Origin of the sequence: Variovorax sp. 160MFSha2.1, assembly GCF_048305075.1 — a bacterium.
In the GTDB taxonomy this organism is placed as follows: Bacteria; Pseudomonadota; Gammaproteobacteria; order Burkholderiales; family Burkholderiaceae_C; genus Variovorax; species Variovorax guangxiensis.
Genome location: NZ_CP157624.1, coordinates 6,144,503 through 6,169,342 on the forward strand (window position 1 = coordinate 6,144,503; position 24,840 = coordinate 6,169,342).

Genomic DNA, 24,840 nt, shown 5'->3' on the forward strand with positions numbered 1-24,840 from the left:
GGAACCTCTCAGCTTTTGTCTTTGAGCAGGCGGCGCAGCACCTTGCCCGCACCGGTGGTGGGCAGCGCGTCGATGAAGCTCACCGCGCGCGGCGCCTTGTAGCTCGCCATGTTGTCGCGCGCCCAGGCGATGAGCGCATCGGCTTCGAGCACGGCACCGGGCTTGCGCACGATGAAGGCCTTCACCACCTCGCCCTTTTCGGCGTCGGGCTGCGCGACGACGGCCGCCTGCGCCACCGCCGGATGCTTGATGAGAATGGTCTCGACCTCCTCTGGGAACACGCTGTAGCCCGAGACCTTGATCATTTCCTTGAAGCGGCCGATGAAGGTCAGGTAGCCGTCGGCGTCGATCTTGCCCATGTCGCCCGTGTGCACCCAGCCGTCGCGCAGCGTGGCGGCGGTGGCCTCGGGCTTGTTCCAGTAGCCCTTGAAGGTGCCGGGGCTGGTGAGCACGATCTCGCCGACCTCGCCCGCGGGCAAGTCGGCCTGCGTGTCGGCATCGACGATGCGGATCGTCACGCCCGGCACCGGCACGCCCTGCGTGCCCCAGCGCGGCGCATGGTGCGGCGTGTAGGTGTCGCAGGTGTGGGTCTCGCTCAGGCCGTAGGCGGCCTCGAAGGACGTGCAGTTGGGCGCATGCGAGCGCCACTGCAGCGCCAGCGGCTCGGTGAAGGCGATGCCGAAGCTGGTCACCGGGTTCATCTTCAGGCTGCGCAGGTCGAAGGACGCGATGTCCGGCACCTGCATGCAGGCCACGTTCATCGGCGCGATGCTGTACCACCAGCTCACTTTGTACGCCGCGATGGCCTGCAGCGCAGCACGCGGGTCGAAGCGGTGCAGCAGCACCGAGGCCGCACCGCTGAGCACCGGCACGTTGACGCCCATCAGCATGCCGGCGATGTGATACAGCGGCGCGATCGAGAGCAGCCGGTCGTCAGGCCCAACGCCGTTGCAGTCGGCCGCTGCGCGCGTCTTGAAGAGCGCGTTGCCGTAGCTCAGCATCGCGCCCTTGGGCAGGCCGGTGGTACCGGATGTGTAGGTCATGAGCGCGACGTCGTCCATGCCGATGGCCACGGGCTGCGGCTTCGCATCGGCGCGCATCACGGCGAGGAAGTCTTCGCAGTCCTCGGGCACGCTGCGTTCCGCCCTGCGTTCGGCGGCGAGTTCGGCCGGAAGGTCGAGCGCAGGATCGGCCGGCAGCAGGTCGGCGTAGTGCACCACGAACACGTGCTCGAGCGAGCTCCCGGGCTGCACCTTGCGCACCACCGGCAGCAGCGGCGCAGCCGCGACGATCACGCGCGCCTTCAGGTCGTTGACCTGGTAGGCCAGCTCGTGCTCCTTGTTGAGCGGCCCGCTCGGGCAGACGATGGCGCCGATCTTCTGGATGCCGAAGTGCGCCACCAGGTACTGCGGGCAGTTGTTGAGGAAGAGCACCACCGGCTCGCCCTTCTCCACGCCCAGCGCCTGCAGCCGCGCGGCGAAGGCGTCGCTGGCGCGGTCGAGCGCGCCCCAGCTCGTCGCGTGGCCGTACCAGATGCAGGCGGGGCTGTCGCCGCGCTCTCGCGCGTGGGTGCGCAGGTACTCGTGCAGGGGCTGCTGCGGGCGGTCGGGCAATGTCTCCATGGCGTCACTTTCTCAGGGTTATCGATAGCAGCCCGCAAGGGGCTGGCGCTTGCCAATGGTGCATGGTGCACGAACAATCCTACCCATGGGTATAACTTCCGCGACACGGCAAAAACCCTCTGGCTCCGCAGACCAGAGCGGCGTCACGGCGCAGCCGCACCTGCCCCAGGGCACGGGCCGCCAGCGCGCGGCCACGCAGGGCACCGACACGCAGCGCGAGCGCATCCTGCAGGCGGCCGCGCAGCTCTTCGCGGCACAGGGCTACGCCAACACCACCATGGCGCAGATCGTGCGCGAGCTGGGCATGACCAAGCCCTTCGTGTACTACTACTTCCGCGACAAGCAGGAGATCTTCGAGACGCTGTCGTGGCGCCCCGCGGTCGACTGCTTCACCGCGCTCGACTTCGCCGCAACCGATCCGCGCCGCGCAAGCGAGAAGGTGCTCGACGGCCTGGAGCGGCTGATCCGCACGACCATCTCGCACCACCCGGTGGCCTTCTTTCCCTACCGCGAGCCGCAGGTGTACCGGCCCGAGTACATCGCCGCGCAGAAGAAGCTGGCGCATCACTTCTACGAGCGGCTGTGCCCGCTGCTCGAAGAGGCGCGCGCCGACGGCGACCTCGACTTCACCGAGACCAAGATCACCGCGCTCGCGGCCTGCAGCCTGCCGGGCTTCCTCTACAGCTGGTACCGCCCGGGCGGGCGCCTCTCGCCCGACGAGGTGGTGGCCGAGCTCACGAAGCTGGCCAGCCGCGTGATCGGGCTGCGAACGAAGAACTGAAGACAACACCTCCGGAGACAAAGCACCATGAAGTTCAGGAAAGCGCCTCTGGCGCGGATCGCCCTTGCCTGCCTGCTGGCCGCGGCCGGCGCATCGCATGCCCAGCAGGCGACCTACAAGATCGCCTACATCGACCCGCTGTCGGGGCCCTTCGCCAACGTGGGCGAGCTGATGCTGATGCACACGCAGTACGCCATCGAGGACATCAACGCGAAGGGCGGCGTGCTCGGCGGCACGAAGCTGCAGCTGCTGCAGTTCGACAGCAAGCTATCGGCCCAGGAAAGCCAGAGCGCGCTGCAGGCGGCGATCGACCAGGGCGCGAAGGCCATCGTGACCGGCGGCTCGGGCTCCTCGGTGGTCACGGCGCTGGTGCAGTCGGTGGCGCGCTGGAACCAGCGCAACCCGGGCAAGGAGCTGATCGTGCTGAACCACTCCTCCATCGACCCCGAGATGACGGGCAAGGCCTGCAGCTTCTGGCACTTCCAGACCGAGGCCAACACCGCGATGAAGATGAAGGCGCTGGCCAACTACATCAAGAAGACGCCCGAGGTGAAGAAGGTCTACCTGCTGAACCAGGACTACGCGCACGGCAAGCAGTGGGCGAGCTACGGCCGCCAGCTGGTGGGCCTGGCGCGGCCGGACATCCAGTTCGTGGGCGAGACGCTGCACCCCATCGGCCGCGTGAAGGACTTCTCCCCCTACATCGCCAACGTGAAGCAAAGCGGCGCCGACTCGGTCATCACCGGCAACTGGGGCCAGGACATGACGCTGCTGCTGAAGGCCGCGGGCGATGCCGGCTACAACCTGCGCTACTTCAACCACAGCGCGGGCTCGGTGCCGGGCACGGTCACGGCCGTGTCGCAGGCCAGGCTGGGCCAGCTGACCTGGGTGGCCGAATGGCACCCGGGCGAGGCCGACACGCCCAAGGTGGACGCGCTGGCCAAGGCCTACAAGGCCAAGACCGGCAAGGACTTCCTCGCGCCCCGTATCGACATGACGCCGCGCCTGCTGGCCGCGGCCATCAACAAGGCCGGCTCCACCGACACGGTGAAGGTCGCGCATGCCCTGGAAGACCTGAACTTCGACTCGGTGGTGGGCCCCGTGCGCATGCGCGCCGAAGACCACCAGCTGCTGCTGCCGCAGGTGGTCAACACCATCGTGCCGGTGGACGGCAAGACGGTGAAGACCGGCTGGGAAGGCACCAACTACGGCTTCCGCACCGACGCGGTCTATACCGGCAACGAGCTCGCGCAAGGCACGGAGTGCAAGATGGTCAGGCCCTGAGCGTGCACTTTCTTCGCGACTGCTGAAGAGGACGGGGGTTGTAAGGGAAACCCCGTCCTGCCTGCCGCCTGTGCCGTCGGGATACTCCGGCTTCGAAGCCCGGATATCAGAGGCGGGTCCATTCCAAAGGCACAACAAGACCATGGCAGGCAAAAACTCGCTCCATCCGATCCCGCATCCGGCGAAGAAACCCTTCGTCGGCAACCTGCTGTCGATCGGCTCCGACTCTCCCGTGCTCGACATGTGGAAGATCGCGCAGGACCTGGGCGGCATCTACTGGCTGGACATGCCGGGCATGCCGGTGATCGTGGTGTCCTCGCCCGCGCTGGTGGACGAGCTCTGCGAGGAAGAGCGCTTCGACAAGAGCACGCGCGGCGCGCTGCGCCGGCTGCGCGCGGCCTCCCACGGCCTCTTCACCTCCGACACGCACGAGGAGACCTGGTCGAAGCCGCACAACATCCTGCTGGCCAACTTCAGCCAGCGCGCGATGCAGGCCTACCACCCGATGATGCTGGACATCGCCGGGCAGCTGGTCACCAAGTGGGAGCGGCTGAACTTCGACGAAGAGGTGGACGTGGTGCGCGACATGACCGCGCTCACGCTCGACACCATCGGCCTGTGCGGCTTCGGCTACCGCTTCAATTCCTTCTACCGCGAAGGCTTCCACCCCTTCGTCGACGCGATGGTGCGCACGCTGGAGACGGTGCAGAACCGCCGCGGCCTGCCGCTGGAAGAGCTGATGCTGAAGAAGGAGCTCGCCCAGCAGCGCAAGGACATCCGCTACATGCACAAGATGGTGGAAGACATCATCGAGGAGCGGCGCACGAGCGGCGCCGACATCGCCACCAAGCCCGACCTGCTGAGCTACATGATCGCAGGCGTGGACAAGAAGAGCGGCGAGAAGCTCACCGACAAGATGATCCGCGACGAGTGCATCGAATTCCTCATCGCGGGGCACGAGACCACCAGCGGCCTGCTCTCCTTCGCCATCTACTTCCTGCTGAACAATCCCGACGCCATGGCCAAGGCGCAGGCCGAGGTCGACAGCGTGTTCGGCCCTGACACCACGCAGAAGCCCACCTACGCGCAGGTCAACCGCCTGCAGTACGTGATGCAGGTGCTGAAGGAGTCGCTGCGCCTCTACCCCACGGCGCCCGCGATCTCGATGCGCGCAAAGGAAGAAACGAAGATCGGCGGCCAGTACACGATCAAGAAGAACAACATGGTCATCATGCATGCGCTGGCGCTGCATCGTGACAAGGGCATCTGGGGCGAGGACGCCGACCGGTTCAATCCCGACCACTTCAGCCGCGAGGCAGAGCGCGAGCGGCCGGTGAACGCCTTCAAGCCCTTCGGCAACGGCCAGCGCGCCTGCATCGGGCGGCAGTTCGCGCTGCAGGAGGCGGTGCTCACGCTGGGCATGATCCTGCAGCGCTTCAACCTGGTGGACCACACGGGCTACAAGCTGAAGATCAAGGAAGCGCTGACGATCAAGCCCGAGAACTTCAGGATCAAGGCGCTGCTGCGCGACCCGGCCACGCGCCCGCGCGGCAACATGAGCGACGCGACCGCGGCGCCGGTACAGCCCGCCAAGGCGGCCGAGCGCAAGCCGCAAGCGGCGCGCCATGGCACCTCGCTGCTGGTGCTGCAGGGCTCCAACCTCGGCACCGCCGAAGACCTGGCACGACAGCTCGCCGAGGCCGGCGAGATGCGCGGCTTCTCGACGCAGTTGGCCTCGCTCGACGACTACGCCGAACGGCTGCCGGCCAACGGCGCGGTCGCCATCGTCTGCGCCTCGTACAACGGTGCCGCACCCGACAACGCGGCGGAATTCCACCGCTGGCTCGACAAGGCCGACGACTCGCTCAACGGCGTGCGCTTCAGCGTCTTCGGTTGCGGCAACACCGACTGGGCCTCCACCTACCAGGCCGTGCCGCGCCGCATCGACGAGCGGCTCGAGGCGCTGGGCGCCGCGCGCATCCACTCGCGCGGCGAAGGCGATGCGCGCGAGGACATGGACGGCGCCTTCCAGGACTGGAGCGACGCACTCTGGCCTGCGCTGTCGAAGGCCTTCGGCATCAAGACGGGTGCCGACATGCCCGCGCAGAGCGAGCCGCTCTACACGCTGGAAGAGCTGCCGCCGCCGCAGAAGAACGCGATCGTCGATGCGCTCGGCGCGGTGGCGATGCGCGTCATCGAGAACCGCGAACTGCAAAGCGGTGGCAACGGCGAGGCCGGCCGCTCCACGCGCCACGTCGAGCTGATGCTGCCCGAGGGCCTCGTCTACCGCGCCGGCGACCACCTGAGCGTGGTGCCGCGCAACAGCCCGGCGCAGGTCGAACGCGCGATGGCGCGCTTCGGCTTCGACCGCGCGGCCCATGTGCGGTTGCACGCGGCCACGGGCCGCAAGGCGGCGCTGCCGGTGGAGCAGGTGATCGCGGTAGACCGCCTGCTGGGCGACTATGTCGAGCTGCAGGACGTGGCCACGCGCAAGCAGATCGCCACGCTGGCGGCGTACACCGAGTGCCCGTTCACGAAACCCAGGCTGGAGGCCCTCTCGGGCAGCGACGAGGCCTCGCAGGCCGCATACAAGGCCGAGGTGCTGCACAAGCGCAAGTCGCTGCTCGACCTGCTGGAAGAGCACCGCGCCTGCCAGGTGCCGTTTGCCGTGTTCCTGGAGATGCTGTCACCGCTCTCGCCGCGCTACTACTCGATCTCGTCCTCACCCGCGATGACGCCGGGCCGCTGCAGCGTGACGGTGGGCGTGGTGAGCGGGCCCGCCAAGTCGGGCATCGGCACCTTCGAGGGCGTGTGCTCCAACTTCCTGGCGCGCGCCGAGGCCGGCGACACGGTGCATGGCGTGGTGCGCGAGACCACGGCCGAAGGCTTCAGGCTGCCGGAGGACGCGACCCGGCCGCTCATCATGATCGGCCCCGGCACCGGGCTCGCCCCGTTCCGCGGCTTCCTGCAGGAGCGCGCGGCGCAGGCCGAGGCGGGCACCGCGCTCGGCGAGGCGCTGCTCTTCTTCGGCTGCCGCCATCCCGAGCAGGACTTCATCTATGCCGACGAACTGCAGGCCTGGGCGCATCGCGGCCTGATGAAGCTGCACACCGCCTTCTCGCGCGCGGGCGAGCGCAAGGTCTACGTGCAGGACCTGATCCGCGAGCAGGCCGCACACGTGTGGAAGCTGCTGGAAGCCGGCGCGGTGGTCTACGTGTGCGGCGACGGCTCGCGCATGGAGCCCGATGTGCGTCGCACGCTGAGCGACCTTGCGCGCGAGCACGGGCACGACAGCACCACGTGGATGGACAAAATGATCGCGGACCAGCGCTACGTGCTGGACGTGTGGGCGGGGAACTGAGGCGGCGGCGGAAGCTCAGGCTTCCAGCGCTGGGGCGAAGGCGTCGAGCGTGCCGCGCACGCACCAGCCGTCGGCGGTCAGCGCCATCACCCTGTCGGAGAGCCCTTCGGACCCGGCAGCCGCCCTGAGCTTTTCGGCGGCAGCGCACATGCGGCCCAACGCTTCGGCGCCGCCGCGGCTCTCGGCGAAGTAGACGACGTCGCGACTCGGCACCACCGCGATCAGCTCGCCCTCGAAGCCCTGCGCAAGCTGCTGCCAGAGATCGGGCAGCAGCAGCATGCAGGCCTCGAAGCCGTCGCCCGCGACGAGTGCCTTGTAGCAGCCGAAATCCCGCGTGCGGACGTTGGGCGCCACGAGCCGCAGCATGTTGTCGATGGCCAGTTCGTACATCGACTGCGTGTCGAGTCCTGTCTCCAGCAGCCCCTCGCGGGTCAGCGTGACGAACCGCGCCGAAGTGTCGACCACGAAGCTCACCAGCAGGTCGGAATCCGCGGCAAGGGGAAAGGCCACCGGCTCGTGCGCTTCGCGGTTGCCTCCGAGCGTCGCGATCAGGTCCAGCACCGGCCGCATCGCCTGCTCCACGAAGCCGGCATGCCTGATGCGGGGGTAGATGGGCGGGAGGCTGTGCATGGTGCGCCATTGTTTTGGGCGGACCAGCGGCGCCACAAGTGACGGAAGTCATGGCTCGCCGCAATCTTGCGCACACGAACGCAAGCACGCCGGAAATGCCCGATCTGTAGCAATCTATCGTCTTACTGGTGTTTCAGGCTCGAATTGCTACGATTTGCTTCGTCAGCCAAGAACCCAAGAACTCCAGGGAGATTCCATGTCTGTCGGCGCAGCGCAGCTTGCGCGTGTCCTTACCGCTTCCTCGTCCGCCATGCCCACGCTCGGCAATGCGCCGGCGCTGGAACCCATCGCCATCGCGGGCGACGAGGGCCTGAGCAGCCTGTTTCGCTACACGCTGACGCTGGCCACGCCCGAGCAGCAGGGCTACAACGAGCGGCAGGCGGCCAACGTCGCCATCAAGCAGCTTGTGGGCGAAATGCTGGCCGCGCACATCGTGCTCGACGGCCGCCCGGGCTCCGGGCCGCAGCAGCGCCACATCTCGGGCCTGGTCACACGCGTACGCTTCCTGCGGCTGGAGAACCGGCGCGCGCTCTACGAAGCCGTGATCGAGCCCTGGCTCACGCTTGCCACGCGCACGAGCGACTACCGCATCTTCCAGAACCAGAACGTGCTGGACATCGTCAGGACGGTGCTCGGCAAGTACAGCCTGCCCTTCGAAGTCCGGGCAACGCGCAGCTATCCGCCGCGCGAGTTCCAGGTGCAGTACGGCGAGAGCGACCACGACTTCATCGCCCGGCTGCTGCACGAATGGGGCCTGTACTACTACTTCGAGCACGAGGAGAGCAGCCACAAGCTGGTCATCGTGGACGAGATGGCCTCGCACCAGCCCTTCGCCCACGAGGGCTACCAGAGCATCCCCTTCCACCCTGCGGACGCGACCGTGCGCGAGGAGCACTGCGACCGCTTCAACGCCTGCGAGGAGCTGCAAAGCGGCCGCTGGGTGACGGACGACTTCGACTTCAAGCGCCCCAAGGCCGAGCTGCAGCAGATCAGCGCCATGCCGCGCAAGACCGCGCAGAACACCTGGGAACGCTATGGCTGGCCGGGCGACTACGTCGTCGAGTCCGAAGGCGAGCAGCTGGTGCGCACGCGCATGGAGGAGACCGGCAGCCAGGGCGAGCTCGCCAGCGGCTCGGGCAACCTGCGTGCCGTGGTGCCGGGCTGCCTCATGACGCTGGAGCGGCATCCGCAGAACGAATCGAACCGGCAGTACCTGGTCACGCACGCGCATCTGCGGCTGCAGGACGTGGGCGACGCGAGTTCGCAGCAGGAGTTCGAATGCCGCGTCGACTTCGACGTGATTCCGTCGAGCAAGGTCTTCCGCGCGCCGGCGCCGCCGGTGCCCAGGCCGCGCACAACCGGGCCGCAGACCGCCATCGTCACCGGCCCCGCGGGCCGCGAGATCTGGACCGACGAGTACGGCCGCGTGAAGCTCAGCTTCCACTGGAACCGCTACTGCACGAAGGACGAGAACAGCTCGTGCTGGGTGCGCGTGTCATCGCCCTGGGCTGGCACCAACTTCGGCGGCATCCAGATCCCGCGCATCGGGCAGGAGGTGATCGTCGACTTCGAGAACGGCGACCCCGACCGGCCCATCGTGACCGGCCGCGTCTACAACGCCGACAACATGCCGCCGTGGACCCTGCCCGACAACGCCACGCAGAGCGGCCTGCTCACGCGCAGCTCCGAGGGCGGCAGCGAGGCCAACGCCAACGCCTTGCGCTTCGAGGACAAGAAGGGTGCCGAGCAGGTGTGGCTGCACGCGGAGCGCAACCAGGACATCGAGGTCGAGCACGACGAGACCCATTCAGTGGGTCGCGACCGCAGCAAGAAGGTGGGCCGCAACCAGATGGCCACCATCGGTATGGCCTACATGCACAACGTGGGGCTGGCCAAGATGGTGAACATCGGCCTGGCCTACTCCTTCAACGTCGGCATGCTGCGCAACACCGTGGTCGGCATGATGGACAACACCATGGTCGGCAAGACGCAGACCACCAAGGTCGGCGAGAAGTACCTGCTGTCCGTGGGCGGCGACAAGGGCAGCCACATCGAGATGGACGGCAAGACCATCTCGCTGCGCGTGGGCGCCTCGGTGCTGCAGCTCAAGGCCGACGGCTCCATCGCGGTCACGGGCAAGAAAATCAACATCACCGCGCAGGGCGACGACGTGACCGTCAACGGCGAGCACATCTGGCTCAACCCGAAGGGCGGTGGCGCGGCGCTGCAGCCGAACGCGGTGCCCACCCCGCCGCCGGCCGAGCCTCCGGGCAGCCCGCTCGCGAGCCTGGGCGCGCTGATGGGCGGCAACCCGGCCGACCTGCTGGGCAAGGCGGGGCAGCTCGCGTCGATCGCGCAGCAGGTGGCCGGAGGCGCTGGCGGTGGCGGTGGAACGGCAGGCCAGGTGACGCAGGTGCTGGGCACCGTCTCCGCGGCCGTTTCTGCCGGCGTCGGGAAGATGGCTGCAGACAAGGACGACAGCCATGGCTGAGCCCGCGTCGCCGATTCCCGAGCCACGCCTCGCGCAATTGCGCAACGCGACGCCCTTTCCTCACTTCCAGTTCGACAAGATGGGCAAGGGCCGGCGCTTCCACGACGTGGTGGTGGTGTGCGCGAGCTTCGTTCTCGCGCCCGGGCGCCTGGAGCCGGCAGCGTTCCACCGCGGACCGGTCTTCGCCGACGAGCCGTGGGACGCCGACCATGCCACGCTGTCGAGCCTGCGCGCCGCCACCGACGTGCTGCTGCGCAAGCCCGGTGCCGACGTCTACGTGACGGGCACCGCGCACGCCCTCGGCTGGACGCCGTCGAGCGAGTGGCATGCGCAGCTGCTGGTGCGCCGGCAGGAGGAAACGCTGCTGCACAAGGCGCTGCGCCTGACGGGTCCGCGGCACTGGAGCTGGCACGAGGACACCGCACAGCGCGGCCTGTCCGATCCGCAACCCACGCTCGCCGTGCCTCTGCGCTATGAACTCGCCTACGGCGGATGGGGCTTCGACCAGGGAGACGATGAAGCAGCCCAGCCTCGCACGCACGCAGCCAATCCCTGCGGCACCGGATGGTTCGGCAGCGCAGCCCGCGAAGACCACCCCGGAGCGCGCCATGCCGCCGGGCTGCCGTTCTTCGGACCGCAGATCGAATACGCCGGCGCACCGCCGCAGCACGCCAACCAGGAGGACGCGCAGCCCGCCGGCTTCGGCCCCATCGCGCGCTTCTGGCAGCCGCGTTTGGCGCTGGCCGGCACCTACGACGACGCCTGGCTCCAGCGTCATGCCGGACAGCCGTACATGGACTACGCCGACGATTTCGACGAGCGCTTCTTCCAGTACGCGCCCGCCGACCAGGTCGTGGCCGGCGGCCTGCGAGGCGACGAGTCGGTGCGCATGAGCGGCTTCTTCGCCTCCGCGCCGCATATCGAGTTCCAGCTGCCGCAGCTGTGGATCGAGGCGCTGTGCAGGGACGGCGATGGCACGGAGCGCAGCGAAGCAATGCGGCTCGACACGGTGCACGTCGACCTCGACGAGATGCTCGTGCATCTGACCTGGCGGCTCACGCTGGACCAGGCGCTCGATACGGTAGCGGTCGACCTCTTCCACCGGCAGCTTGCCGAAGTCATCGCAACCGATGGCAATGCCCGCCAGGAAGAGGTGTCGGCATGAGCACCGAAAAACACATCGCCGACGCCGAGTCGGGCTTCATGGTGGTCAACGTCGTGCCCGACTTCTGCATCGTCGGCAAGCAGGTCGTTCCCTTCGATATCGTGTCGATCCTCCCTCCGGAGAAGGCCGCCTACTCGCACACAGTGTTCGCGCGCAGCGAAAAGGTGCTCATGGTCGACAGCATCGTCAAGGGCGTGGCAGGCAATGCGGGCAGTGGCGTGCGCTCGGGCGTCTCGCTCGGCGCGGGCAACGTGAAGATCGTCTCGGGCTCGCAGACGGTCTTCGTCGAGAGCCGCCCTGTGGCCCGCCACGGCGATCTCTGCGAGATGAACGGAGCGGCCTGATGGGTTCGATGCCTGACGACAAGAAGACGCTGGGGCAGGTGCTGTCCACGTCTTCTTCGCCATCATCATCGTCCTTCAACAGCAACGGCACGCTCGGCAGGGTGCTGACCTTCGAGGTGCCCAAGGGGCCGATGCTGCGGCGCAAGCCCGGCATCTGCAGCGAGCGGTACGAACGGGAAAAGGCGGAGTTCGAAAAGATTCCGTGGTACGAGCGGATGTGGATCGGCACCGGCCGCGACGCGCGCCTGGAGCCGACCGACGCACTGCAATCGGCCAAGACGTTCCAGCGGGCATGCGAACAGATGCCCGACGAGATCCCGAAGTCGGCACTGGACGAGAAGCTCCAGCAATTGAACGACCACTACAGCGGCAAGAATCCCCTGCCGCCCGAACAGTCTCTGGAGCTGAAAAGAAGGACATCCTTCTTGCAGGACGTCTATACGCCGGGGCCGCGCTGGGAGAACAGCATTTCCGGCGCCGAGAGTGCCTGGCTGAGCGAGCAGAACCTGCGCTTCGGCAATACGCTGGGCATTGCCCTGCTGGGGCCGATCTTCGGTGCGCCTGGTGCAGCAACACGTGTACTCGGAGGAAGCGAGGAGCAGGTGGCAGCGGCCAATCAGGTCGGCGCGGCCGCATTCGATGCGGCCGCTGCGCACGTGGGGCTTGGGGGCGGAAAGCGTGGTTCCGAGCCTCTGCCAAGACCCGGGGAAAGCGCTCGCGGCGCTCCCCTCGAACCAGTCGGCCGGCCCGTCGGAGGAAAGTCTTCGACGCAGAGTCCGCCACCAGAGCCCCCTGCGCAGGGCACTGTTGTTCGACGCCTTCCTCCCCCGGCACCGCCGCCCAGGCCCACGGTTCAATACGACAAGAAGCAGCTACAAGCCAAATACAAACATGCCAGAGACTTCGGCGTGAACGATCCTTGGGGCAAGAATGCTGCCGCAAACTATCAGTCGGCCCTCGATGCACACGTGCAGGGTCCGGGCACGCAGATGATCAGCGGAACGTATCGTGGCGATCCTGTCATCCACTACCTCAACCCCTCCACGGGCTTGAACGTCATGACAGATACTTCGCACAACTTTCTTTCCGGATGGCGGCTCAATCCGGCCCAGATCACCAACGTCCAAACAAGAGGCAGCCTGTGACGAACGACAAGTACGACTTCGACAAGGAAGTAAACATCACCCTGTCGCAAGCCAAGATGGCCATCCTGATGGAGATTTGCACCAAGATTGCCCGGTTCGGGCTCGCCCCGGAAGAGGAGCACGTCCTGAGGGAGATCGAATCTGCAGCCGAGTCGGAGATCGACTTCATCTTCGACCCGGACTACAAGTCGATGATGGAAAGTATCAGGAGCAAGCTCCGAGCCGAGCTAGACCTTTAGGGAACGTCTGAACAAGTCCACCGATCATGCCGCTGCGCGTTGACTGACGCAAAGGAACTTGCGCGATGAGCCAATTGAGTTTTTCGGACGCGGAGTACGCCGGCAAGAGGAAGAAGACGCGGCGCGAGGTGTTCCTCGAAGAGATGGAGCAGGTGGTTCCGTGGAAGGCGCTGCTGAAGCTCATCGAGCCGCACTACCCGGTGGCCGGGCGCGGACGCAGGCCGTACCCGCTGGAGGCGATGCTGCGGGTGCACCTGATGCAGAACTGGTTTGCGCTGTCGGACCCGGCGATGGAGGAAGCGCTGTATGAGATCGCCTCGCTGCGCAACTTCGCGGGGCTGAACCTGAGCGAGCCGATTCCGGACGAGACGACGATCCTGAACTTCCGGCACATGCTGGAGGAATCCGATCTGGCCGAGGACATCTTCAAGCAGGTCAACGCGCACCTGTCGCGCAAGGGGTTGCTGCTCAAGCGAGGCAGCATCGTCGATGCGACCATCATTGCGGCGCCCAGCTCGACGAAGAACGCCGAGGGCGAACGCGACCCCGAGATGCATCAGACGAAGAAGGGCAATCAGTGGCACTTCGGGATGAAGGCGCACATCGGCGTGGACGCCGACAGCGGCCTGGTGCACACGGTCACAACGACGCCGGCCAATGAAGCGGATGTGGAGCAAGTGGCCGATCTGCTGCATGGCAAGGAGACTCAGGTGTGGGCCGACTCGGGCTATCGCGGCGCGCAAGGCCGCGTCGAGCGTGACGTGAAGTGGCACATCGCCGCGCGGCCCAGCGACATCGCCAAACTGCCCGAGGGCAAAGCCAAGGCGCGAGTACAGCAGCGCGAACACGCAAAGGCCAGCATACGCGCGAAGGTCGAGCATCCCTTCCGAGTGATCAAGCGCCAGTTCGGGCTGGTGAAGGTGCGCTTCCGTGGGCTGCAGAAGAACACCGCGCATCTGCTCACCCTGTTCGCGCTGTCGAATCTGTGGATGGCGCGAAGGCAATTGATGGGAGTCGTGCGTCTGAAGCTGGCGTGAGGGCCATGAACGACGCCGAAATCTCATTCAAGGTCGATTCGAGCATGCATTTGTTCAACCCTTGTAGCCCGCACGCGCTCAAATCGCGCTCGTTCGCCTGTTGTTCAGACCTTCCTTAGAGCTCGGACATCGGCCGCGCTGGGCCGAGTGGCAGCGGCATAGTTCGGACCGGATGGATTTTGAAGACGGGTTCGGATGTTCCCGAACTCGCAACCCTGTTCGTAAAGTAACGCCATGAAGTTCCGTATCAACGAGTCAATTCGATTGACCGCGCCGATCCACTCGGCATTGCTGGAAGCTAGCGCGATCGGCTTGATCGTCGAGATTTTTCTCGAACCTGAAGAAACATACGAAATCGAGTTCTCCGATGAACGCGGTGCGACCACCCACCAGCTGCTGCTTCATCCTCATGAAATCCAGCGCCTCGAATCCTGATGTGATTTTGCAATGACCTGATCAAAATCGGTCGCACGCTATTCCACCGGTCATGCCGCACAAAACGTCCACGGCCCATGGCTAACGCGGACTCGCTCGGATGCAAACAGGGCCTTGAGTATCTGGAGACTTGGACAATGATCTGGTTTGACGCTGCGCTGGAACAGGATGTTGGCGCAGAACCCCTGCGCCGCGGTCTGTCGACCCTCCTTGAGGTCAATTGCGACGCCGTGAAGTTGGTGCACGACATCACCGAGATGAGAAGTGATGATCCTGCTACGTGCCTGGTCGATTCGCGATCAGGAGAAGCGTTCTCCCAGATCATTTCTATCTATCTGACGATCCCCATCCCCGAGCGCGGCATTCTGGATGGTGCCAGTCGTCTGGCGAAACTGCTTCAGGTCCGACTGCTGCTGGCCGATGACGAGAGCCAGGATCCGTACGCGTTCATCCTCGTGTCAACGGCAGGATCGATGACCAAGGTTGAAGTGGATGCAGAGGAACTGGATTTGAACAACCGCTACACCCAATGGCAATTCAGCCAGCACGTGACAGCGCAGTCATTGGCCGCACGTCCCGAACCTGACAAGAGCCACCAGCCAGGTCTTGTCAGGCGTCCCGATCCGGATCCGGATAAACCAGCGGCCCCAGCACCCCGCGATTGAAGGGCTTCCACTGTCCCTCCGGCTGCGCCAGCCGGTCCGCCACCGCATAGAGCACCGCCGGGTGCGCGCCCAGTCCAAGGTGGCTGGCGATGACTTCGATGTTCTCCGACTGCGGGCCGGTCTTCTCGATGCTGCAGCGCCATGCGACGACGCCGTCGGTGCGGCTGAAGATCGAGGTGGTGGGCACGGGCGGCGTGGGCTGCACGAACTTCATGCGACGCGGGTCGTGCGAGCTCTGGCCGCTCACGCCTTCGTACACGCGCCATGCGTTGGTGGCGCGCGGGCTGCCCGAGAAGGGGCTGCCCAGGGTGATGACGTCGCGGATCATGTGTGAGTACGACGAGGCCAGCATGCGTGCGTACACGCCGCCGAGGCTCCAGCCGATGATGCTGACCTTCTGGCCGCTCTCACCGTGCAGCTTCTTCAGCAGCTCGACCATGCCCTGCTCCACGCCCTCGCGCGGGCCGAAGTTGCGTCCCTGGCCCCAGCCGTGGGCGTCGTAGCCGCGGCTGCAGAGGTAGCGGCGCAGCAGCAGCGTGGAGCCGTCGCCGGCCACCAGGCCCGGCAGCACCAGCACCGGGTGCCCGTCGCCGCGCGGCGTGAGCTGCAGCAGCGGCCACATGGCGAGGCCCGCCCCGGTCTCCCACAGCGCGCGGCCCTCGGCCAGCAGCAGCAGGCGCGACGGCGGGGTGAGGTCTTCCTTGGCGTAGGTGGCGGTAGCGCTGGTCATGATGGATGGCTCCTTTGTGGTTCTTGTATCTGCTTCAGAACGAAGGTGAGGCCGGCAAAGCGAATGCCCCGTCGGACGGCAGCGACATTTATCCGAGGTATTTGGCCCTCAGGTAATCGAGGTAAGCCCTCGATTCGCCGGAAACATACGGGGAAACCAGCGTGAGCGTGTAGAAGGCCGCAAGGCCCGGGTCGGCCTGCGCCAGCGCCTCGCGCCCCGGCACCAGCCGCTCGAACGAGAGCCAGCAGGTGGTGGTGAACACCATCTGCAGCGCCAGGATGCGGGCCTGCTCGGCACTGGTCTCGATGACGCCCGAGGCCACGAGGCTCTCGCACAGCGTCTGCGCGGCCAGCAGGTTCTGCGCGGTGAGGGCCTGCGCGCGCTGGCCCAGCGCCGGGTACTCGCTGGCCAGGAAGGCCATGTCGCGGTAGATGAAGCGGTATTCGTCGATGGCCTCGAAGCGCAGATGCAGCGCGAGCCAGAGGTCGTCGATGGCCGCGATGGAGGCCGACGAGCCGTTCAAGGCCTCCAGCCGCTGCTCGAAGCGCCGGAACAGCCATTCGACGATGAGCTGCTTGGCCTTGAAGTGGTAGTGCAGGTTGCCCGGGCTGATGCCCAGCTCGGCCGCGATCTTGTGGGTCGACACGGCCGCGAGACCTTGCGCATTGAAGAGCGCCAGGCTGGCCTGCAGGATGCGGTCGCGCGTGGTGTTGGAGCTGGCCACAGGCGGCTTGCTACGTTGCCTGCCGTTCAGCGCTTGCCGCGCCCGCGGGATGTGCCTGCGCCCGCGCCCGTGCCGGTGCCGGCTTCGAGCTGCGCCACGCGCTCGCGCAGCCTGGCCACCTCGTCGCGCAGGGCCCGCACCTCGGCCGCGTCGGGCATGCCCAGGCGTTGCATGGCGGTGGCGACGCGCTGGTCGAACACGTCCTCGAACTTGCGGATGCCGAAGCTGTCGAGGCCCAGGCTCGGCACCTTGCCCTGCCCGATGCCGAGCAGGCCTTCGATCACGTTGGCCTGGCGCTTGGCGACGTCGTTGCGCACGTTGTCCAGCGCCTTGAGGCCGGCGCGCAGCAGGCCCTCGGCCTTGCTGCCCGTCTGCTCCGCCGCCTTCTTCGCGGCGGGGGCCTTCTTCTTCGCGGCCGGCGCCGTCCTGGCCGCCTTCGCGGGCGCCGCCCTCTTCTTCAACCTTGCAGTTTCGTCGGGACGGGTGGCCATTCGGTACTCCAGATGCCGGAAGAAAAATGAAAAGGGGCGCCATGCGCCCCAGGATCAGGCCGCCTTGCGGGCAGCAGCGCGGCGAACCGGCTTCTTGGCGGCGGCGGCCTTGGCCTTCACCGTGCGGACCGGCCTGGCGGCTTCTTCGGCGCCGTTCACGCGGGCTTCGATCTGCTTGGTGCCGGCGGCGATGCGGTCGGCGATCTGCACCGAGACGGTGGCCAGCGGCTGGTTCAGCGCGCCGAGGGCATTGATCACCGAGGTGGCGACCGGCGATTCGACGCGGGCCACGCGGCCGGCGACGGCTTCGATGCCGCTGGTGGTGCCGGCGGCGACGCGGTCCATCACCGAGACGATGCGGCCGGTGTCGATATCCACGCGGTTGGCCAGGAAGCCGTTGATCTTCTCCTGCGCGCCGATCAGGTTGGCCTTGACCTGCTCGCTCACCAGCGGGAGCCGGCGGCTGCCGAGGAATTCGCTGTAGCGCGAAGCGGCGCCGCCCAGCAGGCGGTGCACGCCGGCGCGATAGGCGCCGACCAGGGTCTTGCCCGCGTCGTTGTACTGGCCGACGACGTGGACGGCAGCGGAGGCGATGGAGGTTTGCGTGGACATGATGAAGATTTCCTTGAAGTTGATGGGCTTCGCGAAGGAAACAGAGGGACTGGATCAGTCGCGATGGGCCTATCTTCTTCCAGGGGGCCTAGGCCTGGAAAACTAGAACGGTCGGAAAACTAGTCCAACTGCCCCAATTTTCTTGCCGGGCCCGCCCCCTTGTGCCGGTCAGGCCGCCGCGGCCCTGGGCGCAGCGCCCGGGGATCGCTTGGCCGGGGCGGCCTTTCGGGCAGGAGCCTTGGGCGCGGCCTTCTTGGCAGGGGCCTTGGCCGGTGGCTTGGCGGCCACCTTGGCTGCCGCTTTCACGGGTGCCTTCTTCGCCGCGACCTTGACCGGGGCCCTCTTGCGAGCGGCTGGCTTCTTCTTTGCGGCGGCAACGGGCATGGCTTCGGCCTCGTCGTCCGAGGGCTCCGCCACCGTCTTCGGCGGCACCGGAGCGGGCGCGGCGCCGGCTGCGGCCGGGTGCTTCTGCGTGAGCTCCATCAGCAGCTTGTGCTCGGCCAGCATGTAGTCGCCGATCTCCGTGATGTCGGGCACGGCGCGGCGGCAGGCGATCAGGCCGTAGTCCATGCGGCCGTTGTAGCTCTGCACCGTGACGTTGAGGGCCGTGCCGTGGCTGGCGATGGACACCGGGTAGTAGCAGGTGACCAGCGCGCCCGCGAAGTACATCGGGAAGGGCGCGCCCGCCACGTTGGAGATGGCGACGTTGGCCGCCGGCGGCAGCAGGTTGACGATGCCCGAGCGCCCCACCATCGACGCGATGCCCGACACCAGCCAGGGCGCGGCGAAGGTCGGAAAGTCGTCGAGGATCACCGCCTTGAAGCGGTTCATGGTCGACTTGGAGCTGGTCGACGAGGCGTTGATGGCCTTCAGCCGCTGGATCGGGTCGGTGATGTCGCTGGCCAGGCTCACCAGGATCATGCTGGCCTGGTTGTTCGCCGTGTCGTCGCCCGCCTCGCGCAGGCTCACCGGCACGCCGGCCACCAGGGGCTTGCCCGGCAACTCGTTGTTGTCGGCCAGGTAGTGGCGCAGCGCGCCCGACACGGTGGCCAGCACCACGTCGTTGAGCGACACGCCGAAGTGCTTGGCGATGTACTTGGTCTCGGCCAGCGAGATGGTGCGCCCGGCGAAGGTGCGCTGGTTGGTGATCGACACGTTGAGCGAGGTGCGCGGCGCGAAGAGGTTGAACTTCTTCGGCGCGGCGGCCGCGTCCTTCTCGGCCGCCTTCTCGTCGGGCCTGGCAAGTCCGCTGATGGCGCGCGCGATGGCGGGCGCCATCTTGAAGAGCTTCACGTACTGCTGCGCAGTGTTGCGCAGCGCCGCGGTAGCGAGTTCGGCCATGCCCAGCTGGTAGTTGTTGCCGCGCGGGCGCGAGCGCGGCGGCTTCACCACGCGGCCCGTGGCCTCGAGGTCGAAGATGGCCTTGCCCACTTCCACGCCGGCCTGCCCGTCGATGCCCGCGTGGTGCACCTTGGTGTAGAGCGCCACCTGGCCGCTCTTGAGGCCGTCGATGATGTAGAACTCCCACATCGGGCGGCTGCGGTCGATGAGCGACGAATGCAGCCGCGCCACGTACTGCTGCAACTGCCGGTTGGTTCCGGGCTTGGGCAGCGTGATATGGCGCACGTGGTAGTCGAGGTCGATGTCGTTGTCTTCCACCCAGACCGGATTGGTCATGTCGAAGGGCATCAGCGCGAGCTTGCGCGTGAACACGTCGGCCAGGTGGATGCGGCTGGCCATGAACTTCTTGGCGTCCTCGTAGAAGTCGCCCGTGTAGCCCTTGGGCAGGTCGAGCACGTTGAGCGAACCCACGTGCATCGGCATTTCCGGCGTTTCCAGGTGCAGGAAGGTGGCATCAAGACCGCTCAGGTGTTTCATGTGTAGTGTCTCCTTGGTGGGGCATGAGCCGCTTGGCAGGATACCGTGCGCATCGCGTTCCCGGGCCCTCCCTTATTCAGTGTTTCCACCGAGGGCAGGCACCGGCGCGACAGGGGTTTGCCCCAGTAATTCCAAAGTACGGATACTGAAAAAGGCACCGCAACAACTGCTCACAAGACGCGGTGTCTTTCACGGCGCCTCCGTACACTGGGGCCATGACATCCAGCCTCCCCCCGCAGCAGCATCAGCAACAGGACGAAGACGAGAACCTCTGGCTAGAGGACATCGATGGCGAGAAGCAACTGGCCTGGGCGCGTGCCCAGAACGCCATCACGGTTCAGGCCTACGCGCAGTCGCCTGCGTTCGAGGCGCTCCAGCAGGGCATCCTCGAGGTGCTCGACTCCGACGAGCGCATTCCGATGGTCCGCAAGATCGGCCCGCGCTTCTTCTACAACTTCTGGCGCGACAAGGAAAATCCGAAGGGCATCTGGCGCCGCACCACGCTCGACGAGTACCGCAAGCCCCGGCCCGAATGGGAGACCGTGCTCGACATCGACGCACTGGCCGCGGCCGAGGGCGAGAACTGGGTCTGGCACGGCGCCGACTGCCTGGAGCCCGAGTACAGGCGCTGCCTGATCTCGCTGTCGCGCGGCGGCGCCGACGCCGACGTGGTGCGCGAGTTCGACCTGGAGACGAAGCAGTTCGTCGAGGGCGGCTTCTCGCTTCCGGAGGCCAAGAACCACGTGGGCTGGAAGGACATCGACCACCTCTACGTGGCCACCGACTTCGGCCCCGGCTCCATGACCAGCTCCAGCTACCCGCGCATCGTGAAAGAGTGGCGGCGCGGAACGCCGCTCGAGAGCGCGGTGACGGTCTACGAGGGCCTGCACGAAGACATGTCCGTGAGCGCCTGGCGCGACAACACGCCCGGCTTCGAGCGCGACTTCGTCTCGCGCCAGATGGACTTCTACGAGAGCGAGACCTGGCTGCGCGGCGCCGACGGCAAGCTGGTGAAGATCGACGTGCCCGACGATTGCGACACCGACATCACGCGCGAGTGGCTGCTCGTCGAGCCGCGCGAGGACTGGACCGTGGGCGGCACCACCTACACGGCGGGCTCGCTGCTGGCCGCGAAGTTCGACGACTACATGGCCGGCAGCCGCACGCTCACGGTGCTGTTCGAGCCCGACGACACCACCGCGCTCGACGACTACTCGTGGACGCGCAACCACCTGATCGTCAACGTGATGCACGACGTGGTGAACCAGCTCGAGGTGCTCACGCCGCCCGCGGACGGCAAGGGCCCGTGGAAGCGCGAGAGACTGGGCGGCGCGCCCGCGCTCTCGACCATCGCGGCGGGCGGCATCGACGAGGACGAGAACGACGACTACTTCCTCACCGTGAGCGGCTTCCTGCAGCCGACCACGCTCTACATCGGCACCATCGGGCAGGGAGAGCCGCAGGTGATCAAGGACAGCCCCTCCTTCTTCGACGCCTCGCGCCATCGCGTAAGCCAGCACTTCGCCACCTCGAAGGACGGCACGCGCGTGCCCTACTTCGAGATCGCGCCGAAGGACCTGAAGGCCGACGGCACCAACCCCACGCTGCAGTACGCCTACGGCGGCTTCGAGATTCCGCTGCAGCCCGCCTACAGCGGCAGCATCGGCCGCGCATGGCTGGACCAGGGCGGCGTGTACGTCGTCGCCAACATCCGCGGCGGCGGCGAGTACGGCCCGCGCTGGCACCAGGCCGCGCTGCAGGAGAACCGGCTGCGCACCTGCGAGGACTTCGCGGCCGTCTCCGAGGACCTCATCGCCCGCGGGATCACCTCGCCCGCGCACCTGGGCGCCATGGGCGGCAGCAACGGTGGCCTGCTGATGGGCAACATGCTCACGCTGTACCCGCACCTGTACGGCGCCATCGTGAGCGAGGTGGCGCTGCTGGACATGCGCCGCTACACGCACCTGTCGGCGGGCGCCTCATGGATCGCGGAGTACGGCGACCCCGACCAGCCCGAGGAGTGGGAGTTCATCCGCACCTTCTCGCCCTACGAGAACGCGAAGCCGGGGCTGGCCTGTCCGCCGGTGCTCTTCACCACGTCCACGCGCGACGACCGCGTGGGCCCGGTGCATGCGCGCAAGATGCACGCGAAGATGAAGGCGCTGGGCTACGACAGCAGCTTCTACGAGAACCTGGAAGGCGGGCACAGCGCGGCAACGGACAACAAGGAATCCGCCTTCATGGACGCGCTGGGCTACGCATACCTGTGGCGACACCTGAGGAATTGAAATGAGCAATGCCAACGTCACCCTCGAACTGATCGGCGCGCCCACCGACGTAGGCGCCAGCGTGCGCGGCGCGGGCATGGGCCCCGACGCGCTGCGCGTGGCGGGCCTGCCCGAGGCGCTCGCGCGGCAGGGCTATGCGGTCGTCGACCGCGGCAACCTCGCGGGGCCGGCCACGCCCTGGACGCAGCCGCCGAGCGGGCTGCGGCATCTCGACGAGGTGATCGCCTGGAACCGCTCGGTCTACCAGGCCATCGACACGGCGCTGGGCGCCGGCCACGTGCCGCTGATGATGGGCGGCGACCACTGCCTGGCCATCGGCTCGATCAGCGCGGTGGCATGGCATGCGCGCAAGCGCGGCAAGAAGCTGCGCGTGCTGTGGCTCGATGCGCACTCCGACGTCAACACCGAGGCCACCAGCCCCAGCGGCAACCTGCACGGCATGCCGGTGTCGTGCCTGCTGGGCCACGGACCCTCGGCGCTCACGGGCTGGAGCGGCGAGCGCGCGGCGCTGCAGCACGACTCGATCCGCTTCATCGGCATCCGCAGCGTGGACGGCGACGAGAAGGAAGCCATCCGCACGCTGGGCCTGAACGTGTTTGACATGCGCCACATCGACGAGCACGGCATGCGCACCACCATGACCGAGGCGCTGCAGGACGTCGACGAGGACACCCACCTGCACGTGAGCTTCGACCTCGACTGCCTCGACCCCGCCGACGCGCCCGGCGTGGGCACCGGCGTGCGCGGCGGGCCCACCTACCGCGAGATGCAGCTGTGCATGGAAATGATCGCCGACACCGGGCGGCTCGGTTCGCTCGACGTGGTGGAGCTGAACCCGGCGCTCGACGTGCGCAACCAGACGGCCGAGGTGGCCGTGGAGCTCATCGAGAGCCTGTTCGGCAAGTCGACGCTGGTGAGGTAGAAAAGCTCAGGGCCGCTCGACCTGCGCCGCCTTGGCGCGCGTGCTGTAGCCCTGGTAGGCCGGCAGCGCGACGGCAGCGAGGATGCCGAGCACCGTGATCACCGGCAGCAGCCACGCGCCGATCAGCACGCCGATGCCGTTGGGCGGCGGCGGCGCGCCGAAGCGGTTGCGGCCCTTGGTGCCCGACTTGAAGACCCAGATCAAGGCGACGAACGGAATCAGCGCCAGGAACAGCATCCAGCCCGACCAGTCCATGTCGTGCGAGCGCTGGATGCCCGTCAGCACGTAGAAGACCAGGTACGGAATCGCCAGCAGGAAGGTCAGCCCGCCGATCACGCCCTCGGAGCGCGCGAGGCCGGTGAAGCCGAGGATGCCGCCCATCACCGCGGCTGCGATGATGAAGATGATGTACGAAAAAAGCGTGTACGCCAGGAAGCGCGCCCGGCCGATGCGGCCCTTGGCGGACCACAGCTTCACGGGCTGCACGGCATCGGAGCCGCCCTCGTACACGTCGGCCACCGTGGAGCGGGGCGCGGCGTACGGATTGGGATTGGTGAAATCGGTCGTCATGTGCTTCTCTCTCCTCTGATTTATGAAGAACCCATTGTGGGCAAAGACCTTTACAAAAGGCCAGCCCTTTTGACCGCGTGGTACCGATTCACCAACGCCACGGCGAGGTCGGCCGGCTCCACGTCGACCGACAGCGGGTCGTTGCCCACCACGCGCGCAAAGGCATCGCGGCGCGACTGCTCGAACAGGTGCGCCGCCGCCACGTCGACCGCGTCGCGCGCATGCACCAGCGGCTGGCTGGCGATGTGGCCGAGCACGCGTTCGCGCAGGCTCGCGACCAGCACGAGGTGCTTGCGGCGCAGCAGCTTGATGGCGGGGCGCAGCTCGGCCGCGTCCTCGTCGCGGAAGTTGGTGAGCACTATGACCAGCGCGCGCCGCTTCTGCACGCGCAGCAGCTCCTGCGCGGCCAGCAGGTAGTCGGAATGGGTGGCGCCGGGCTGGATGTCGTGCAGCCGGTTCATCAGCGCGTTGAGCGTGGCGCTGCCCTTGCGCGGGGCGAAGTCGCGGCGCTCTTCGGGCGGGCAGCCGAAAGTCATGGCACCGACCTCGTCGCCCTCCTTCAGCGCGACGTAGCTCAGCAGCATCAGCGCGTTGAGGGCTTCGTCGAAGTGGCTGTTGTTGGCCTGCTGCTGCACCAGCGCGCCTTCGTCGGCGCGCATGCGGCGGCCGCAGTCGAGCAGGAACAGCACGCACTGGTCGCGGTCGTCCTGGAACTCGCGCACGATGGGCCGGCGCTGGCGCTGCGTGGCCTTCCAGTCGATGTGGCGCAGCGAGTCGCCGGTCTTGTAGTCGGCGAGCTGCCGGAAGTCGGTGCCCAGCCCGCGCTGCGCGTATGTCTTGATGCCGATCTGCGCCAGCCGCCGGTCGCCCGAGAGCCAGGCATAGCGCGCGAGCGCGGCGAAGTTCGGGTACACGCGCAGCCGGCGCGGCTCGCCGAGCGTCTGCCGCACTTCGAAGCAGCCGAGGCGGGTGCGCCAGCGCAGCTGGGTGGCGCCGAACTGCGCCACGCCGCGCTGCGTGGCGGTGGCCGTGTAGCGGATCGCGACGCGCGAGAGCGCCGGCACCACGTGCTCCTGCGGCAGGCCCTCGAAGGCGAAGTGCGTGTCGAGCTCGTCGAACACCGACACCCGCCAGGCCTGCGCGCCTTCGTTCACCAGCGTGAGGGTGAGCACCGTGGGCACGCCCAGCGAGAACGCGCCCGGCAGGTTGCGCTCGATGCGCAGCGGCGCGGCCCGCCAAAGCCGCAGGCTCTGCCAGAAATCGGCGCCCGCCAGCACGAAGCCGAGCGCCAGCAGCACGCCCGCCACGACGGCGACGTAGTCCACCGGCACGCCAAGCAGCAGCGCCACCGTGGCGACGACGCCGAGGCCGGCCAGCGCCAGCACGGGCGCGCGCGCGGGGATCGGGATGGCAGCTCGCATCCGCG

General features: G+C 67.2%; 22 protein-coding genes. 13 read left to right on the plus strand and 9 right to left on the minus strand.

Annotation, left to right across the window (positions count from 1 at the left end):
• Nucleotides 1-8 precede the first annotated feature (8 nt).
• Nucleotides 9-1,622, minus strand: coding sequence for an AMP-binding protein (locus ABL838_RS28300; RefSeq protein WP_418122992.1), 1,614 nt, complete (start codon nucleotides 1,620-1,622; stop codon nucleotides 9-11).
• Nucleotides 1,623-1,707: 85 nt separating this feature from the next.
• On the opposite strand from ABL838_RS28300, the gene ABL838_RS28305 reads away from it, so the two are divergent.
• The 3 genes from ABL838_RS28305 (at nucleotide 1,708) to ABL838_RS28315 (ending at nucleotide 7,048) form a co-directional block, all read left to right on the plus strand.
• Nucleotides 1,708-2,403, plus strand: coding sequence for a TetR family transcriptional regulator (locus ABL838_RS28305; protein ID WP_418122994.1), 696 nt, complete (start codon nucleotides 1,708-1,710; stop codon nucleotides 2,401-2,403).
• Nucleotides 2,404-2,430: 27 nt separating this feature from the next.
• On the plus strand, nucleotides 2,431-3,687 hold the full coding sequence (locus tag ABL838_RS28310; protein ID WP_184642051.1) for a branched-chain amino acid ABC transporter substrate-binding protein: 1,257 nt from the start codon (nucleotides 2,431-2,433) through the stop codon (nucleotides 3,685-3,687).
• Nucleotides 3,688-3,829: 142 nt separating this feature from the next.
• Entirely contained in the window at nucleotides 3,830-7,048 is a 3,219-nt protein-coding gene (locus tag ABL838_RS28315; protein WP_418122996.1) for a bifunctional cytochrome P450/NADPH--P450 reductase, read from the plus strand.
• Between the two features lie 15 nt (nucleotides 7,049-7,063).
• Here the strand turns inward: ABL838_RS28315 and ABL838_RS28320 are convergent, their stop codons facing one another.
• Nucleotides 7,064-7,678, minus strand: coding sequence for a hypothetical protein (locus ABL838_RS28320; protein WP_418122997.1), 615 nt, complete (start codon nucleotides 7,676-7,678; stop codon nucleotides 7,064-7,066).
• Nucleotides 7,679-7,874: 196 nt separating this feature from the next.
• Between ABL838_RS28320 and ABL838_RS28325 the strand changes: the two genes are divergently transcribed.
• From ABL838_RS28325 to ABL838_RS28360, 8 genes are all read left to right on the plus strand, one after another.
• Complete coding sequence (locus ABL838_RS28325; protein ID WP_418122999.1) at nucleotides 7,875-10,169, plus strand: type VI secretion system Vgr family protein; 2,295 nt, start codon at nucleotides 7,875-7,877, stop codon at nucleotides 10,167-10,169.
• On the plus strand, nucleotides 10,162-11,334 hold the full coding sequence (locus ABL838_RS28330) for a DUF2169 family type VI secretion system accessory protein (protein WP_418123000.1): 1,173 nt from the start codon (nucleotides 10,162-10,164) through the stop codon (nucleotides 11,332-11,334). The genes ABL838_RS28325 and ABL838_RS28330 overlap by 8 nt, the downstream gene beginning before the upstream one ends.
• Complete coding sequence (locus ABL838_RS28335) at nucleotides 11,331-11,678, plus strand: PAAR-like domain-containing protein (protein ID WP_184607300.1); 348 nt, start codon at nucleotides 11,331-11,333, stop codon at nucleotides 11,676-11,678. Before ABL838_RS28330 ends, ABL838_RS28335 begins: the two co-directional genes overlap by 4 nt.
• Nucleotides 11,678-12,823 carry a colicin D domain-containing protein gene (locus tag ABL838_RS28340; protein WP_221297799.1) on the plus strand — a complete coding sequence of 382 codons (1,146 nt, stop codon included), beginning with the start codon at nucleotides 11,678-11,680 and terminating at the stop codon, nucleotides 12,821-12,823. The genes ABL838_RS28335 and ABL838_RS28340 overlap by 1 nt, the downstream gene beginning before the upstream one ends.
• Complete coding sequence (locus tag ABL838_RS28345; protein WP_184642057.1) at nucleotides 12,820-13,062, plus strand: hypothetical protein; 243 nt, start codon at nucleotides 12,820-12,822, stop codon at nucleotides 13,060-13,062. Before ABL838_RS28340 ends, ABL838_RS28345 begins: the two co-directional genes overlap by 4 nt.
• Nucleotides 13,063-13,127: 65 nt before the next feature.
• Nucleotides 13,128-14,099: an IS5 family transposase gene (locus tag ABL838_RS28350; RefSeq protein WP_418122023.1), complete on the plus strand. Its 972-nt coding sequence runs from the start codon at nucleotides 13,128-13,130 to the stop codon at nucleotides 14,097-14,099.
• A 234-nt stretch (nucleotides 14,100-14,333) separates the two neighbouring features.
• Nucleotides 14,334-14,534 carry a DUF4926 domain-containing protein gene (locus tag ABL838_RS28355; protein ID WP_418123003.1) on the plus strand — a complete coding sequence of 67 codons (201 nt, stop codon included), beginning with the start codon at nucleotides 14,334-14,336 and terminating at the stop codon, nucleotides 14,532-14,534.
• 137 nt (nucleotides 14,535-14,671) lie between these two features.
• The gene (locus tag ABL838_RS28360; RefSeq protein ID WP_418123004.1) at nucleotides 14,672-15,199 is read left to right on the plus strand and encodes a hypothetical protein; all 528 of its coding nucleotides are present in this window, start codon (nucleotides 14,672-14,674) and stop codon (nucleotides 15,197-15,199) included.
• On the opposite strand, the gene ABL838_RS28365 is transcribed toward ABL838_RS28360, so the two are convergent.
• The 5 genes from ABL838_RS28365 to ABL838_RS28385 form a co-directional block, all read right to left on the minus strand.
• The gene (locus ABL838_RS28365) at nucleotides 15,144-15,929 is read right to left on the minus strand and encodes an esterase/lipase family protein (RefSeq protein ID WP_418123005.1); all 786 of its coding nucleotides are present in this window, start codon (nucleotides 15,927-15,929) and stop codon (nucleotides 15,144-15,146) included. The genes ABL838_RS28360 and ABL838_RS28365 overlap by 56 nt on opposite strands.
• Nucleotides 15,930-16,017: 88 nt before the next feature.
• Complete coding sequence (locus ABL838_RS28370) at nucleotides 16,018-16,653, minus strand: TetR/AcrR family transcriptional regulator (protein ID WP_126025804.1); 636 nt, start codon at nucleotides 16,651-16,653, stop codon at nucleotides 16,018-16,020.
• A 26-nt stretch (nucleotides 16,654-16,679) separates the two neighbouring features.
• Nucleotides 16,680-17,144: a phasin family protein gene (locus ABL838_RS28375; RefSeq protein ID WP_418123007.1), complete on the minus strand. Its 465-nt coding sequence runs from the start codon at nucleotides 17,142-17,144 to the stop codon at nucleotides 16,680-16,682.
• A 54-nt stretch (nucleotides 17,145-17,198) separates the two neighbouring features.
• Nucleotides 17,199-17,756, minus strand: a complete 558-nt coding sequence (locus ABL838_RS28380; RefSeq protein WP_418123008.1) for a hypothetical protein — start codon at nucleotides 17,754-17,756, stop codon at nucleotides 17,199-17,201.
• Nucleotides 17,757-17,924: 168 nt separating this feature from the next.
• Nucleotides 17,925-19,634 carry a WS/DGAT/MGAT family O-acyltransferase gene (locus tag ABL838_RS28385; RefSeq protein WP_418123009.1) on the minus strand — a complete coding sequence of 570 codons (1,710 nt, stop codon included), beginning with the start codon at nucleotides 19,632-19,634 and terminating at the stop codon, nucleotides 17,925-17,927.
• A 215-nt stretch (nucleotides 19,635-19,849) separates the two neighbouring features.
• Between ABL838_RS28385 and ABL838_RS28390 the strand changes: the two genes are divergently transcribed.
• The gene (locus tag ABL838_RS28390; RefSeq protein ID WP_418123011.1) at nucleotides 19,850-21,922 is read left to right on the plus strand and encodes a prolyl oligopeptidase family serine peptidase; all 2,073 of its coding nucleotides are present in this window, start codon (nucleotides 19,850-19,852) and stop codon (nucleotides 21,920-21,922) included.
• Nucleotide 21,923: 1 nt separating this feature from the next.
• Nucleotides 21,924-22,844: an arginase gene (gene rocF, locus ABL838_RS28395; protein ID WP_418123012.1), complete on the plus strand. Its 921-nt coding sequence runs from the start codon at nucleotides 21,924-21,926 to the stop codon at nucleotides 22,842-22,844.
• 6 nt (nucleotides 22,845-22,850) lie between these two features.
• Here the strand turns inward: rocF and ABL838_RS28400 are convergent, their stop codons facing one another.
• Together ABL838_RS28400 and ABL838_RS28405 are read right to left on the minus strand one after the other, a co-directional pair.
• Entirely contained in the window at nucleotides 22,851-23,414 is a 564-nt protein-coding gene (locus ABL838_RS28400) for a DUF805 domain-containing protein (protein WP_418123014.1), read from the minus strand.
• 50 nt (nucleotides 23,415-23,464) lie between these two features.
• Nucleotides 23,465-24,835 (minus strand): DUF58 domain-containing protein, encoded by a 1,371-nt coding sequence (locus tag ABL838_RS28405; protein ID WP_418123015.1) that lies wholly within the window; start codon nucleotides 24,833-24,835, stop codon nucleotides 23,465-23,467.
• Between the last annotated feature and the right edge of the window lie 5 nt (nucleotides 24,836-24,840).

Coding starts and splice junctions, on each gene's coding strand:
- ABL838_RS28300 (WP_418122992.1), bottom strand. CDS start 1,622: ATGGAGACATTGCCCGACCGCCCGCAGCAGCCCCTGCACGAGTACCTG.
- ABL838_RS28305 (WP_418122994.1), top strand. CDS start 1,708: ATGGGTATAACTTCCGCGACACGGCAAAAACCCTCTGGCTCCGCAGAC.
- ABL838_RS28310 (WP_184642051.1), top strand. CDS start 2,431: ATGAAGTTCAGGAAAGCGCCTCTGGCGCGGATCGCCCTTGCCTGCCTG.
- ABL838_RS28315 (WP_418122996.1), top strand. CDS start 3,830: ATGGCAGGCAAAAACTCGCTCCATCCGATCCCGCATCCGGCGAAGAAA.
- ABL838_RS28320 (WP_418122997.1), bottom strand. CDS start 7,678: ATGCACAGCCTCCCGCCCATCTACCCCCGCATCAGGCATGCCGGCTTC.
- ABL838_RS28325 (WP_418122999.1), top strand. CDS start 7,875: ATGTCTGTCGGCGCAGCGCAGCTTGCGCGTGTCCTTACCGCTTCCTCG.
- ABL838_RS28330 (WP_418123000.1), top strand. CDS start 10,162: ATGGCTGAGCCCGCGTCGCCGATTCCCGAGCCACGCCTCGCGCAATTG.
- ABL838_RS28335 (WP_184607300.1), top strand. CDS start 11,331: ATGAGCACCGAAAAACACATCGCCGACGCCGAGTCGGGCTTCATGGTG.
- ABL838_RS28340 (WP_221297799.1), top strand. CDS start 11,678: ATGGGTTCGATGCCTGACGACAAGAAGACGCTGGGGCAGGTGCTGTCC.
- ABL838_RS28350 (WP_418122023.1), top strand. CDS start 13,128: ATGAGCCAATTGAGTTTTTCGGACGCGGAGTACGCCGGCAAGAGGAAG.
- ABL838_RS28355 (WP_418123003.1), top strand. CDS start 14,334: ATGAAGTTCCGTATCAACGAGTCAATTCGATTGACCGCGCCGATCCAC.
- ABL838_RS28360 (WP_418123004.1), top strand. CDS start 14,672: ATGATCTGGTTTGACGCTGCGCTGGAACAGGATGTTGGCGCAGAACCC.
- ABL838_RS28365 (WP_418123005.1), bottom strand. CDS start 15,929: ATGACCAGCGCTACCGCCACCTACGCCAAGGAAGACCTCACCCCGCCG.
- ABL838_RS28375 (WP_418123007.1), bottom strand. CDS start 17,144: ATGGCCACCCGTCCCGACGAAACTGCAAGGTTGAAGAAGAGGGCGGCG.
- ABL838_RS28380 (WP_418123008.1), bottom strand. CDS start 17,756: ATGTCCACGCAAACCTCCATCGCCTCCGCTGCCGTCCACGTCGTCGGC.
- ABL838_RS28385 (WP_418123009.1), bottom strand. CDS start 19,634: ATGAAACACCTGAGCGGTCTTGATGCCACCTTCCTGCACCTGGAAACG.
- ABL838_RS28390 (WP_418123011.1), top strand. CDS start 19,850: ATGACATCCAGCCTCCCCCCGCAGCAGCATCAGCAACAGGACGAAGAC.
- rocF (WP_418123012.1), top strand. CDS start 21,924: ATGAGCAATGCCAACGTCACCCTCGAACTGATCGGCGCGCCCACCGAC.
- ABL838_RS28400 (WP_418123014.1), bottom strand. CDS start 23,414: ATGACGACCGATTTCACCAATCCCAATCCGTACGCCGCGCCCCGCTCC.
- ABL838_RS28405 (WP_418123015.1), bottom strand. CDS start 24,835: ATGCGAGCTGCCATCCCGATCCCCGCGCGCGCGCCCGTGCTGGCGCTG.